The 13503-nt window shown below is 70.1% G+C and carries 11 protein-coding genes; 3 read left to right on the plus strand and 8 right to left on the minus strand.

From position 1 onward, the window contains the following. Positions 1 to 6: 6 nt before the first annotated feature. The 5 genes from narI to ABGB12_RS31805 form a co-directional block, all read right to left on the minus strand. Positions 7 to 774, minus strand: coding sequence for a respiratory nitrate reductase subunit gamma (gene narI, locus ABGB12_RS31785; protein ID WP_347683683.1), 768 nt, complete (start codon positions 772 to 774; stop codon positions 7 to 9). Beyond that, entirely contained in the window at positions 771 to 1469 is a 699-nt protein-coding gene (narJ, locus tag ABGB12_RS31790; RefSeq protein WP_347683685.1) for a nitrate reductase molybdenum cofactor assembly chaperone, read from the minus strand. The genes narI and narJ overlap by 4 nt, the downstream gene beginning before the upstream one ends. Next, on the minus strand, positions 1466 to 3193 hold the full coding sequence (gene narH / locus ABGB12_RS31795; RefSeq protein ID WP_347683687.1) for a nitrate reductase subunit beta: 1728 nt from the start codon (positions 3191 to 3193) through the stop codon (positions 1466 to 1468). Before narH ends, narJ begins: the two co-directional genes overlap by 4 nt. Then, positions 3193 to 6909, minus strand: coding sequence for a nitrate reductase subunit alpha (locus ABGB12_RS31800; RefSeq protein ID WP_347683689.1), 3717 nt, complete (start codon positions 6907 to 6909; stop codon positions 3193 to 3195). Before ABGB12_RS31800 ends, narH begins: the two co-directional genes overlap by 1 nt. Before the next feature lie 76 nt (positions 6910 to 6985). Further along, the gene (locus ABGB12_RS31805) at positions 6986 to 8212 is read right to left on the minus strand and encodes an MFS transporter (RefSeq protein WP_347683691.1); all 1227 of its coding nucleotides are present in this window, start codon (positions 8210 to 8212) and stop codon (positions 6986 to 6988) included. 110 nt (positions 8213 to 8322) lie between these two features. Between ABGB12_RS31805 and ABGB12_RS31810 the strand changes: the two genes are divergently transcribed. After that, positions 8323 to 9150 (plus strand): pyridoxal-phosphate dependent enzyme, encoded by an 828-nt coding sequence (locus ABGB12_RS31810; RefSeq protein WP_347683693.1) that lies wholly within the window; start codon positions 8323 to 8325, stop codon positions 9148 to 9150. 116 nt (positions 9151 to 9266) lie between these two features. Here ABGB12_RS31810 and ABGB12_RS31815 read toward each other — a convergent pair whose 3' ends face one another. After that, on the minus strand, positions 9267 to 9659 hold the full coding sequence (locus ABGB12_RS31815; RefSeq protein WP_347683695.1) for a hypothetical protein: 393 nt from the start codon (positions 9657 to 9659) through the stop codon (positions 9267 to 9269). Positions 9660 to 9822: 163 nt separating this feature from the next. Here ABGB12_RS31815 and ABGB12_RS31820 point away from each other — a divergent pair, with 163 nt between their 5' ends. Continuing rightward, the gene (locus ABGB12_RS31820; protein ID WP_347683697.1) at positions 9823 to 10635 is read left to right on the plus strand and encodes a class I SAM-dependent methyltransferase; all 813 of its coding nucleotides are present in this window, start codon (positions 9823 to 9825) and stop codon (positions 10633 to 10635) included. Between the two features lie 9 nt (positions 10636 to 10644). On the opposite strand, the gene ABGB12_RS31825 is transcribed toward ABGB12_RS31820, so the two are convergent. Next, entirely contained in the window at positions 10645 to 12135 is a 1491-nt protein-coding gene (locus tag ABGB12_RS31825; protein WP_347683699.1) for an AMP-binding protein, read from the minus strand. Positions 12136 to 12257: 122 nt separating this feature from the next. Beyond that, positions 12258 to 12692, minus strand: a complete 435-nt coding sequence (locus ABGB12_RS31830; protein ID WP_347683701.1) for a nitroreductase/quinone reductase family protein — start codon at positions 12690 to 12692, stop codon at positions 12258 to 12260. A gap of 114 nt (positions 12693 to 12806) precedes the next feature. On the opposite strand from ABGB12_RS31830, the gene ABGB12_RS31835 reads away from it, so the two are divergent. Next, complete coding sequence (locus ABGB12_RS31835) at positions 12807 to 13487, plus strand: TetR/AcrR family transcriptional regulator (RefSeq protein WP_347683703.1); 681 nt, start codon at positions 12807 to 12809, stop codon at positions 13485 to 13487. Positions 13488 to 13503: the final 16 nt, after the last annotated feature.

Here is a 13503-nt window from a genome sequence, read left to right on the forward strand (position 1 = left end):
ACCCCGTCAGCGGGCGGTGCGTTCCCACCCCCTGCGGGGAGCCCGGGTGCCGAGCTGCTCGTCGCGGCTGCGGTAGACGATGTAGGGCCGGGTCAGGTAGCCGACCGGCGCGGTGAGCATGTGCACCAGCCGGGTGAAGGGCCAGATCACGAACAGGCTCAGGGCGCTGAGGGCGTGCAGCTGGAACAGCAGCGGCACGCCCGTCATCAGCTCCGGGTCCGGCTGGAGCACGAACACCGACCGGAACCAGGGCGAGACGGTCTCCCGGTAGTTGTAGCCGCCGCCGACGGTGTTCGCCGCGACGGTGGCGGCCAGGCCGAGCACGATCACCGTCGCGAGGACGGCGTACATCAGCTTGTCGTTGCGGGTGGTGGCGGAGAAGACCGGGCCGACGGTGCGCCGCCGGTAGATGAGGATCGCCAGGCCCGTGAGGGTGCAGAACCCGGCGATCGTCCCGAGCACGACGGCGATGACGTGGTAGGCGTCCTCGCTGACGCCGGCGGCCGCCGTCCAGCTCTCGGGGACGAGCAGGCCTCCGATGTGGCCGAGCAGGACGACCAGGATCCCGAAGTGGAACAGCGGGCTGCCGATCCGCAGCAGGCGGTTCTCATGCAGCTGGGAGGAGCGGGTGGTCCAGCCGAACTTGTCGTAGCGGTAGCGCCAGTAGTGGCCCAGGACGAACACCGCGATGGTGGCGTAGGGCAGGGCCACCCACAGCAGGATGTCCCAGACTCCGGGTCCGGCCTCCTGAGGGGCCGCGAGATACAGGGTCATGCTCGTGCTCCTCTTCGGGTGGCGGGACCGGCTCCCATGCGGACCCTGGGTTCGGGCAGCAGGACCGGTCCGCCGTAGGTCTCCCTGCCGACCTCCTCCTCGGGCGGCCCCTCGGCGGCCAGGCGGAAGACGGCTTCGCGGTCGTTCCCCGCCAGTGGCGGAAGGGTCGCCGAGACCGCTTCCAGCACCGCTCCCCACGGGGAGGCGGCATCGGTCAGCGCGAGGCGGAGCAGTTCGAGCCCCGCCCGGTGCTCGGTCAGCAGCCGGTGTCCGGTCTCGGGGTCGCCGGTGGCGGCGAACTCCAGGACGACCGCGAGGTGGTCGGGCAGTTCCCCGTCGTCCAGGACGAGCCCGGCCTCGCGGTAGGCGGTCTTGAACCGCAGCAGCGCCCTGCCGCGTTCGCGGGTGTCGCCGTAGGCGTAGTACGTCAGGTAGAGACAGCACCGTTTGCGGTGGTCGAACGTGGCGACGTAGTCGGCGGCCAGTTCGGGCGGCGGCGTGGCGTCGAGGTGGTCGAGGAAGCGCCCCAGCGGCCCTCCCACGGCCGCGGGCAGTTCCGCCGCGGCGCGTCTGAGCAGCGGACGGCGCTCCAGGAGGTGCTCGTCGGGATAGCCGAGCAGGAGCGAGGCGGACTGCCAGGCGATGGCGCGGTCGGTTCCGGTGAGCGCGCGGCTCGCGGTCTTCGACTTCTTCATGGCTTGGGCTCCGTCCTGCCGGCGCCGGAGTCGGCGGGCGGGTTGGTGTCTCCGGGTCCGGGGGTGTCGGTCCGTTCGGGGAAGAGCCCCGGCGGGACGCCCTTGCCATCCCAGTTGAGGAGGTTGACCCGGTTGCGTTTGTCGGCCGGGTCGGTGAAGCGGTCGGCCGTCTGCCGCTGCTGGAGCATGTGGAAGTTCTCCACCGCGATCGGCTGGGCGCCGCCCGAGGCCTCGCCGAACGGTCCCCCGCCGCCCATGCCGGGGCCTCCCTCGTAGTCCAGGCTGCACTCGGTGGCCAGTTCCTCGAGCTTGTGGGCCTGTTCGGCGTGGGCGGGCGGGATGACGTACCGCTCGTCGTACTTGGCGAGCGCCAGAAGCCGGTACATGTCGTACATGTCCTCGCCGGTCATGCCGACCTTGACGGGGATCTCCTCGTCGGCGTCGCGACCCAGGTTGAGGTCGCGCATGTAGGAGCGCATGGCCGCCAGCCTGCGCAGGACGGCGTCGACGGGACCGGTGTCCCCCGCGGTGAACAACTCGGCGAGGTACTCCACGGGGATGCGCAGCGCCTCGATCGCGGCGAACAGGTTGCCGCTGTCCTCGGCGTCGTGCCCGGTGTCGCGCACCACGTCCACGACCGGCGACAGGGGCGGGATGTACCAGACCATCGGCATGGTCCGGTACTCCGGATGCAGCGGCAACGCCACCTTGAACCGGTTGATGAGGGCGTAGACGGGGGAACGCTGGGCGGCCACGACCCAGTCCCGGGGAATGCCCGCCCTCTCGGCGGCGGCCACGACGGCGGGGTCGTGCGGATCGAGGAACACCTCGCGCTGCGCCTCGTACAGGTCGGCGTCGTCGGGCACGGAGGCGGCGGCCAGCACCTTGTCGGCGTCGTAGAGCATCAGGCCGATGTAGCGAAGCCGCCCCACGCAGGTCTCCGAGCAGACCGTCGGGATGCCGACCTCGATCCGGGGGAAGCAGAAGGTGCACTTCTCGGCCTTGCCGGTGCGGTGGTTGAAGTAGACCTTCTTGTACGGGCAGCCCGTGACGCACATCCGCCAGCCGCGGCAGCGGTCCTGGTCGACCAGGACGATGCCGTCCTCGGTGCGCTTGTAGATCGCGCCGGACGGGCAGGAGGCGGCGCAGCTGGGGTTGAGGCAGTGCTCGCAGATGCGCGGCAGATAGAACATGAACGTCCGGTCGAACTCCAGCTTCACCTTCTCGGAGACCTTGGCGAGCTCCTCCAGCACCGGGTCCTGCGAGCCGTACTGCGGCATGCCGCCCAGGTCGTCGTCCCAGTTCGCCGACCAGGAGATCTTCATGTCCTCGCCGGTGATCAGCGACTTCGGGCGGGCGACGGGCGTGTGCTCCTGCAGGGGCGCGTTGGTGAGCGTCTCGTAGTCGTACGTCCAGGGCTGGTAGTAGTCGTCCAGGGACGGCAGTTTCGGGTTGGAGAAGATCGTGAGCAGCTTGCGCAGCCGCCCGCCGGCCCTGAGCGCCAGCTTCCCGCGCTTGTTGAGCCACCAGCCGCCGCGCCAGGTCTCCTGGTCCTCGTAGCGGCGGGGATACCCCTGCCCCGGACGGGTCTCGACGTTGTTGAACCAGACGTACTCGACGCCGCTGCGGTTGGTCCACGCCTGCTTGCAGGTGACCGAGCAGGTATGGCAGCCGATGCACTTGTCGAGGTTCATCACCATCGCCATCTGAGCCATGACCCGCATCAGTACGTCACCTCCTGGGAACGGCGGCGGATCACGGTGACCTCGTCGCGCTGGTTGCCGGTCGGACCGAGGTAGTTGAAGGCGAACGAGAGCTGGGCGTAGCCGCCGATCAGGTGGCTGGGCTTGATCAGCAGCCTGGTCAGCGAGTTGTGGATGCCGCCGCGCCGCCCGGTGGTCTCGGTGCGGGGGACGTCGATGAGACGGTCCTGCGCGTGGTGCATGTAGACGGTGCCCTCGGGCATCCGGTGCGAGACGACCGCGCGGGCCACCACGACGCCGTTGCGGTTGACCGCCTCGACCCAGTCGTTGTCCGAAACCCCGATCTTGGCGGCGTCCAGGTCGCTCATCCAGATCGTCGGGCCGCCCCGCGACAACGACAACATGAACAGGTTGTCCTGGTACTCGGAGTGGATGGACCACTTGTTGTGCGGGGTCAGGTACCGGACGGTGATGCCCAGCTCGCCGTTCTCGCCCACCCGGGGCTCGTCGAACAGCTGGTGCATGTTCAGCGGAGGCCGGAAAACCGGGAGTTGCTCGCCCAGCTCGGTCATCCAGTCATGGTCGAGGAAGAAGTGCTGGCGTCCCGTCAGGGTGTGCCATGGTTTGAGGCGCTCCACGTTGATGGTGAAGGGCGAGTAGCGGCGCCCTCCCGTCTCCGAACCCGACCACTCCGGCGAGGTGATGACCGGGACGGGCCGGGCCTGGGTGTCGGCGAAGGTGATCTGCTTGCCCTCGCTCTCGGCCGCCAGGTCCGCCAGCCGGGTCCCGGTGCGCCGCTCCAGCGTCTGGAAGCCCTGGGTGGCCACATGCCCGTTGGTGCTGCCGGAGAAGGCGAGGATCATCTCGCAGGCGTGGACGTCGCTGCGCAGCGAGGGGCGTCCGGCGGCGGGGCCTCCCCTGACTGTGCCGTTCTTGCCGCGCAGGTACTCCAGCTCGCGTTCCAGCTCGAAGGTGACGCCCTTCGTGGTGGCGCCCAGTTTCTCCACCAGCGGCCCGATCGAGGACATCTTCGCCGAGACCGCCCCGTAGTCGCGTTCCACCACGACGAGCTTGGGCATCGTCACGCCCGGGACCGGCTCGCACTCCCCCGCGGTCCAGTCGGCGACCCTGCCGTGCGGGTTGGCCATCTCGTCGGGGGTGTCGTGCAGCAGCGGCACCGCGACGACGTCCTTGCGCACTCCGAGGTGGGTGGCGGCGAGCCTGCTGAACGCCGCGCCGATGGTCTGGAAGGCGTCCCAGTCCGTGCGGGTCTGCCACGGCGGGGCGATGGCGGGGCTGAAGGCGTGCACGAAGGGGTGCATGTCGGTGGTGTTGAGGTCGTGCTTCTCGTACCAGGTCGCGGCGGGCAGCACGATGTCGGAGTAGACGGTGGTGCTGGTCATCCGGAAGTCCAGGGTGAGCAGCAGGTCGAGCTTGCCGGTCGGCGCCTCCTCCCGCCAGGTGACGTCCTTGGGACGCAGCTCGGGCGGGGTCTCCTCGGCACGGAGGTTGGAGTCGGCGCCCAGCAGGTGTTTGAGGAAGTACTCGTTGCCCTTCGCGGAGGAGCCGAGCAGGTTGGCCCGCCAGATGGTCAGCACCCGGGGGAAGTTCTCGGGGGCGTCGGGGTCCTGGCAGGCGAACTTCAGCCGTCCGGCCTTCAGCTCCTCGGCCACGTACTCCCCGATCGGCCTGCCCGAGGCCTCGGCGGCGTCGGCCAGATCCAGCGGATTGCGGTCGAACGTGGGGTAGGAGGGCATCCAGCCCATCCGGGCCGACTGGGCGATGACGTCGGCGGTGGTGCGGCCGGCCAGCGTCCCGCCGGAGGTGGCCGCGGACAGGGTGCCGGCGCTGAAGTGGTCGTAGCGGAACTGGTCGGTGTGCAGGTACCAGTAGGCGGTCTGGATCATCTGGCGGGGCGGGCGCGACCAGTCGAGGGCGCCCGCCAGCTGCGACCAGCCCGTGACCGGCCGGCACTTCTCCTGGCCGACGTAGTGGGCCCAGCCGCCGCCGTTCACGCCCTGGCAGCCGGTCAGCGTGGTCAGGGCCAGGAAGGCGCGGTAGATGGTGTCGGAGTGGAACCAGTGGTTGGTGCCCGCACCCATGATGATCATCGACCGGCCGCGTGACTCCTCGGCGTTGGCGGCGAACTCGCGGCCGATGCGGGCCGCGGCCTGCGCCGGGACGCCGGTGAAGGTCTCCTGCCAGGCGGGCGTGCAGGGCTCCTCGGCGTCGTCGTAGCCCGTGGGCCAGCGGCCGGGCAGGCCCTCCCGCCGCACCCCGTACTGGGCGAGGGTCAGGTCATAGACGGTCGTGACGAGATGCCCGCCGATGCGGCGCACCGGCACCCCGCGCCTCAGAGTCCCGGGGGAGCCGTCGACGGTGTCGAACCTGGGGAGGTCGACCTCCACGGCCTCCCCCGTCTCCGCGGCCGCGCTCAGCAGCGGGTCGGCGTCTCCCAGGTCCAGGTTCCACCGGCCGGCTCCGGACTCTCCGTAGCGGAAGCCCAGCGACCCGTTGGGGACCAGGGGCCTTCCCGTGGCGGAGTCCAGGAGGACGGTCTTGAACGCGGCGTTCTCCGCCTGCGCCTCGGCGCCCGGCAGGTCGGCGGCGGTGAGGAACTTGGCCGGGGCGTAGGCGTCGCCCGCGGCGTTCGGCTCCAGCCGGACCAGGAACGGCAGGTCGCTGTAGCGCTTGACGTAGTCGGTGAAGTAGGGGACCTGCCGGTCGACGAAGAACTCCTTGAGGACGACGTGGCCCATCGCCATAGCGAGCGCGCCGTCGGTGCCGGGCCGGGCGGGCAGCCACTCGTCGGCGAACTTGACGTTGTCGGCGTAGTCGGGCGCGACGGCCACGACCTTCTGGCCCCGGTAGCGGGCCTCAGCCATCCAGTGCGCGTCGGGCGTACGGGTCACCGGCAGGTTCGAGCCCCACATGATCAGGTAGGCGGCGTCCCACCAGTCCCCCGACTCAGGCACGTCCGTCTGGTCGCCGAACACCTGCGGGGAGGCGACCGGCAGGTCGGCGTACCAGTCGTAGAACGACAACATGGAGCCGCCGATCAGGGACGTGAACCGGGAACCCGCCGCGTGCGAGACCATCGACATCGCGGGGATCGGGGAGAACCCCGCCACCCTGTCGGGGCCGAACTCCTTGATGGTGTGCACGTAGGAGGCGGCGACCATCTCGACGGCCTCGTCCCAGGTGGACCGCACCAGGCCGCCCTTGCCGCGCGCCGACTTGTAGCGGCGGGACTTCTCCGGGTCGGAGACGATCTCCGCCCAGGCCGTCACCGGGTCGCCCGTCCTGGCCCTGGCCTCGCGGTACATCTCCAGCAGCACGCCGCGCACGTACGGGTAGCGCACCCGGGTCGGCGAGTAGGTGTACCAGGAGAACGCCGCGCCGCGAGGGCAGCCCCGGGGTTCGTACTCGGGGCGGTCCGGCCCCACCGACGGGTAGTCGGTCTGCTGCGCCTCCCACGTGATGATGCCGTCCTTGACGTACACCTTCCACGAGCAGGAGCCCGTGCAGTTCACCCCGTGGGTGGAGCGCACCACCTTGTCGTGCGACCAGCGGTCGCGGTAGAAGGTGTCGGCCTGCCTGCCTCCCGCCTGGTACATCGTCCGCAGGTCCTCGGAGACCTCCGAACGGGTGAAGAACCGGCGGGTCCCCACCAGCGCCTGGGCCAGCGGGCCGTCCAGCCCGGGGCGTTCCGCCGGGGCTCCGGTCTCGGTGCTCATCTATCGCCTCCTGGGACGTCCTCGGGACGTCCTCTCCAGTTCCGGGGGTCCTGTCCATCGACACGCACGGGTACGCTCAGGCGGCCGCGAGGGCGGTACGCCGCCGCTCCACTCCCTTCCGCACCGTGGTGACGGTGAAGAACACTCCCGCCACGGCGACGAGGGAGAGCAGTGCCAGGCCGAGCGCGTAGCGCCCGTAGGCGCTGTAGATCACGCCCATCACCAGGGGCGGGATGAAGCCGCCGAGCCCTCCGGCGGCGCCGACCACCCCGGTGACCGAGCCGACCTTGTCCTGCGGGGCCAGCAGCGCCACCAGAGCGAAGACCGCTCCGCTTCCGGCTCCCAGCGCCGCGGCCATCGACAGGAAGGCGATGGTCCCCAGCGGCATGAGGGGCGGGGTGAAGGCCTGGACCGCGGCTCCCACGGTCACGACGGCCAGGACGATGGCCAGGACCCGTACCGCGCCGAACCGGTCGGACAGCCAGCCGCCCAGCGGGCGCATCAGCACCGCCAGCACCACGAAGCCGGCCATCCGGTTGGCCGCGTCCGCCTGGGTGAGCTCGTACGCCGTCCGCAGGTAGGTCGGCAGGTACACCGAGAACGCGACGTAGCCGCCGAAGGCGATGGCGTACAGCGCCGATGCCTGCCAGGTCACCGACAGCCGGACCGTGGCGGCCAGGTTCCGCAGGGCCGAGCCGGTGGGGGCGCGGCGGCCGGGGGCCTCCCTCAGCACCAGATAGGCGACCGCGGCGTAGACCGCCAGCAGCACGGCGGTCACCACGAAGGGAGTGGACATGCCAGACATGTCAACCAACTTCACCGTGGTGAGCGCGCTGATCGCGGTGCCGCCCATGCCGGCCCCGAACACCCCGATCGCCAGCCCCCGCCGCTCGGGCGGGAACCACGCGTTGACGAACGGGACGCCGACCGCGAAGACCGTTCCGCCCACCCCGAGGAAGAACCCGCCGACCAGCAGCCCGGCGAACGACTCGTAGCCGGCCAGCCCCAGGTAGAGCACCGGAATGATCGTCACCGCCGAGACCAGCGGGAACATCACCCGGCCGCCGAACCTGTCGGTCAGCACGCCCACCGGGACGCGCCCCACCGAACCCACCACCACCGGGACGGCCACCAGGAGCGCCTGCTGCAGCGCGCTCAAACCCAGGATCTCCTTGAAGCGGGGACCCAGCGGGCTGAGCAGCGCCCAGGCCCAGAAGTTCACCGCGAACCCCACGGTGGCGGTCACCAGCATCACCACCGGCCGGCCCGCCGGACGTCCGCTTCCCTCGCCCACCGCGCTCACAGCACCACGTCCATTCGGCGTCCCCTTCGGTACAGGCCTTGATCCCCGGCCGGTGGACGGAGAAAACCGGCGTCAGCCGTCCCTCCCGTCCCGCGGCTAAGCTGGGGAAGGTGGAGCTCCTCCTGCCTTCGCCCTTGGCCGAGATCTCCGACGAGCGGCTGGGGGACGTCCGGTTGTTTCTTAAAAGGGACGACCTGATCCACCCGGAGGTCCCCGGCAACAAGTGGCGCAAGCTCAAGTACAACCTCGGGGCCGCGGCCGAACAGGGTCACGACACCCTTCTGACGTTCGGTGGCGCCTACTCCAACCACATCCGGGCCACGGCCGCGGCCGGGAGCATCTTCGGGTTCCGGACGGTCGGCGTCATCCGCGGTGAGGAGCACCTGCCGCTCAACCCCGTCCTGGCCTTCGCGACGGCCCGGGGCATGCGGCTGGAGTACGTCTCCCGCACCGCCTACCGCGACAAGCCGGTACCGCCCGGACGGTTCTACGTGCTGCCGGAGGGCGGGTCCAACGCCCTGGCCGTCCGGGGCTGCGTCGAACTCGCGGAGGAGATCACCGAGCCGTACGACGTGCTGTGCTGTCCCGTCGGCACCGGCGGCACGCTCGCGGGACTGGCTCTGGGCCTGCGCGAGGGCGCGCGGGCGCTGGGCTTCGCGGTGCTCAAGGGCGGAGGGTTCCTGCGGGACGAGGTGGCCCGTCTGCAAAGGGAGCACGAACGCGAGAACTCCGCCTGGTCGATCCAGACGGAGTTCCATTTCGGCGGCTACGCCCGCCGTACGTCCGAGCTCGACGCCTTCGTCGAGGACTTCGGCGCCCGCCACGGCGTACGGCTGGACTGGGTCTACACGGGAAAGATGCTCTACGGCCTGTACACCATGATCCGGCGGGGCGAGTTCCCGCCGGGGACCCGGATCGTCGCGGTGATCACCGGCTAGCTCCGTTGGTTTCCTGCGGGGAAGGCGCATACATCGATGATCATGCCATGTCGCATATGTCCCTTAGGGACCATGGTCCCCTTCCCCATGGACCGTGGTCCCCGTACACCGTTTCGTTATCGGTTGAAGTACGTGTAATCAGCGATGTAGAAACCGGCGTCGTCCTGGGCGTGCCACTTGGCCTTCTTGTCGTAGACCAGTTTGCCGTTGACGTAGACGCGCACACGATGCGGCTTGATCGCCGCGGTGTTGATCCAGACCCCGTGCTTGCGGCGCACCTTCACGGTCTGCGTGTATTTCGCGACCTTGCTGGTGCCGTCCTTGGCCGAGGGCTCGCAGTCGTTCTTCTTCACGCAGTAGGAGACGTGGTGGTCCAGGTAGATGCGCTTGCCGCTCAGACTGGTCGCCACCACCTTGACGGTCTTCTTGGCGGGCGCGGCCTGGGCCGGCGCCGCCAGGCCGAGGGCCAGCGCCGCCACGAGCATGATCACACGGAAGGGGAATCGCATACGCCGATGATCGAGCCGCGCCCGCCCCGCCTCCCAGGGACCGTGGTCCCGTTCCGCCCGGACCCGGGCCCCATTCCCCGCCACGACCGACGCGCTCAAGGAGAACTGTTCGAAAAACAAATCGCTTTCTTCCCTCGAACCGGCACGACTAGGGTCGCTCCCCATGAAAGACCTCATCGGACACTGGCGAGAAGTAAACCAGGCGAATTGGGATGAACGGGTACCAATCCATCTAGCAGGGTCGTTCTACGACCTCCCCGGGTTCCGCGAGAAACGGGACGTCCTGCGGGACTTCGAGATCGCCGAGGTCGGCGACGTCACCGGCCGGAGCCTCGTCCACCTGCAGTGCCATTTCGGACAGGACACCCTGTCGTGGGCGGCGCGCGGGGCGAGGGTGAGCGGGCTGGACTTCTCCGGGCCCGCGGTGGAGGCCGCGCGGGAACTCGCAGCCGAACTGGAGATCGAGGCCCGGTTCGTCCAGGCCGACGTCTACGACGCCGTCACCGCGTTCGAAGGCGAGACCTTCGACCTCGTCTACACCGGGTTCGGCGCGCTGCTCTGGCTGCCGGACCTGACACGCTGGGCGCGGGTGGTCTCCGACCTGCTGAAGCCCGGCGGGTTCCTCTACCTGTCGGAGTTCCACCCCATCACCAACGTCCTGGACGACGAGACGGGCACCGTCGTCACCCATGACTACTTCGACGAGGGCGCCAAGGTCTGGGACGAGTCCGGCACGTACGCGGATCAGAAGGCCGAGACGAAGAACAACGTCTCGGTCTCCTGGGACCACACACTCGGGAGCGTGGTGTCGGCCATCGCCGGGGCCGGGCTGCGCATCGAGTTCCTGCACGAGCACGAGAACACGCTCTTCCCCCGTTACCACGACCTCGAGGCCGGGCCGGACGGCGTCTACCGGCGGCCCGAGGGCGCGCCCGGGATCCCGATGATGTACTCGATCCGGGCGTCGAAGTCCTGAACCCCGGGGTCAGCCGATGGCGCGGCCCTCGGCCTCCCAGTAGGGGGCGCGCAGGTCCTTCTTCAGCACCTTGCCGCCGGGGTTGCGTGGCAACTCGTCCAGGAACACCACAGACCGGGGGCGTTTGAATCCGGCGAGGTGCCGCCTTCCGTACTCCAGGACGTCCTCCTCCGTCAGCCCGCCCGGATCCCCCCTGGGCACCACGACGGCCAGGACGCTCTCCCCCCAGCGCCGGTCGGGCACCCCGACGACCGCCACGTCGGCGATCCCGGGGTGCCGGGCCAGCACTTCCTCGACCTCGACCGGGTACACGTTCTCGCCGCCGGTGACGATCATGTCCTTGATCCGGTCGGTGAGGAAGAGGTGGCCCTCGGCGTCCAGGTGGCCGGCGTCCCCGGTGCGCAGCCAGCCGTCCGGGGTGAGCAGCCGCGCGGTCTCCTCCGGGCGGTTCCAGTAGCCGCGCGTGTTCTGGTCCGAGCGCACCCACACCTCGCCGGTCTCCCCCGACGGCAGCTCCCGGCCGCTCTCCGGATCGACGACCTTCAGCTCCACCCACGGGAAGGGCCGGCCCGCCGAGCGCAGCAGTTCCCCGCGTTCGTGGTCGGCCGGGTCGAGCTGCACCATCGTCCCGGTCGTCTCGGTCATCCCGTAGACCTGGTAGAGCGGAGCGCCGATGACCTCCTTCACCCGCCGGAGCAACCCGGTGGTGATGGGCGCGGCCCCGTAGCCGATGGCGCGGACCGCCGAGTAGTCGTACCGCTCCGGCAGGTCGCACAGCGCCTGGAGCACCGCCGGGACGACGAAGCCGTTGGTGATCCGGTGGCGCTCGAACAGTTCCGCCAGCTCGGCGGCGCGGACGTCCCGGACGACGACGTGGTGGCAGCCCGCGTGCAGGCCGGTGAGCGCCCAGCCTGTCCCTCCGACGTGGAAGACCGGCGAGGCCACAAGGTTCACCGAGTCCTCGTCCAGCAGCCAGCGGGAGGCCCTGCGCTCTCCGACGGCGAAGTTCCGGTTGCTCAGCAGCACGCCCTTGGGGACGCCGGTCGTCCCGGAGGTGTAGAGCTGGGCGACGATGCCGTCGGGGGTTCCGGTGAAGCCGGGGTCGGCCGCCTCGTGCGCGGCGAGCCAGCCCTCGAACTCCGGGCCGGTGCGCAGCAGCGGTCCGGGGGCGGGGAAGGCGCCCGCCTCCCGGTCGGCCAGGGTGAGGGCGGCGCCCGCGTCCGTGAGGATCGCCTCGATCTCCCGGCCGGTCAGCCGCCAGTTCACCGGGACGATGACCGCGCCGAGTTTGGCGGCGCCGAAGAGCAGGTCGAAGTACTCGGGGGCGTTCTTGCCGACGTAGGCGACCCTGTCCCCGGCCCGGACGCCCTCGGCCAGCAGGGCTTGTGCGACCCGGCTGGAACGGGTGTCCAGCTCGCCGTAGGAGACGGTCCGCCCGTCGCCCGTCAGCGCGGGCGCCTCCGGACGCTCCCTGCCGTGCCGCCGCACCACCGAGGCCACCCGGAATTCCGGCCCGCCCCCACCATTCCCGTTTTGACGCTCGATGTCCCCAGTGTCCTTGATGACCACGGTTCGGCATCATGCCGTAGTCAGCGGCGGGAGGACACCCCGCGTCCCGGCCATCAGGAGATCCGGAAGACGGGGTAGCCCTGGGCGACGCGCAGCAGCTCCTCATCGGAGGAGGTGTGGTCGAGTCCGTCGAAGAAGACGCCCACCTCGAACTTCCAGCGCTTGAGGTAGGCGCGCAGGACCGGCGGCTTCTCCTCGTCCGCCAGCTCGACCGCGGCGAAGGGGGTCGCCTTCCTGCCCAAACGCAGCTCTCCGTGGCCTCCGGCGGCACGCAGGTTGCGCACCCACTGGGTGTGTCCGCGCGGGGCGACGAGGTAGCGCTCGCCGTCCAGCGCGAGGGGGTTGACGGGGTTGGTGCGCCATTCTCCGCTCTTGCGGCCGCGCACGGCGACCAGGTTGGCGCCCCAGAGGCTCACCCCCTTGCCGGTCAGCCAGCCCACGAAGGTGTTGAAGGCGTTCCCCATCCGGCCGGCCTCGACATAGCGCATGCGGTGTTCTCCTTTGTGAGCAGTGCTCTCTCTTAAGAACATTGAACACCGGCCTTCGGACAAAAGCAAGAGCAGTGCTCTCTTTTCAGTGTGGTGCTCTGGCAGACTGGGAGCATGAACGCGATCCGCACCGCCCGGGAGAGGGCACGCGCCGAGCTGACCCACGAGATCAAGCAGGAGGCCAGGAGGCAGCTCTCCGAAGCGGGCTCGGCCCAGCTGTCACTGCGGGCGGTGGCCCGCGCGCTGGGCATGGCGTCCTCGGCGATCTACCGCTACTTCCCCAGCCGGGACGAACTGCTGACCGCCCTCATCCTGGACGCCTACAACGCGCTGGGCGACGCGGCGGAGAAGGCGGACAGGCCGCAGGCCCCGCCCCGGGAGCGCTGGATGCTGGTGTGCGCGGCGGTGCGGGAATGGGCCACGGCGCATCCGCACGAATACGCGCTGCTCTACGGCACTCCCGTCCCCGGATACGAGGCCCCCGCCGAGACCGTGGACCCCGGGACCCGGATCATCCGGAGGTGCGCGGAGATCCTCCTGGCCGGACAGCCGCTGCGGCGGCCCTTCACCGGCCCGCTGGAACCGGAGCTCGACGACCAGATGCGGGCCGTCACCGAGGCCGCGGGCCTGGACCTCTCTCCGGAGGACGCCGCCCGGCTGCTCATGGTCTGGTCTCAGCTGTTCGGACTGGTCGGGTTCGAGGTGTTCGGCCAGTTCGCCAACAGCGCCGACCCCGCGGGGCCGCTCTTCCGGTACGCCACCGCCCGGATGGCCGACTTCCTGGGCCTGCGCTGACCTCCCCGGCGCGGGC

Origin of the sequence: Actinocorallia sp. B10E7, from assembly GCF_039871655.1 — a bacterium.
Classification (GTDB): Bacteria; Actinomycetota; Actinomycetes; order Streptosporangiales; family Streptosporangiaceae; genus Actinocorallia.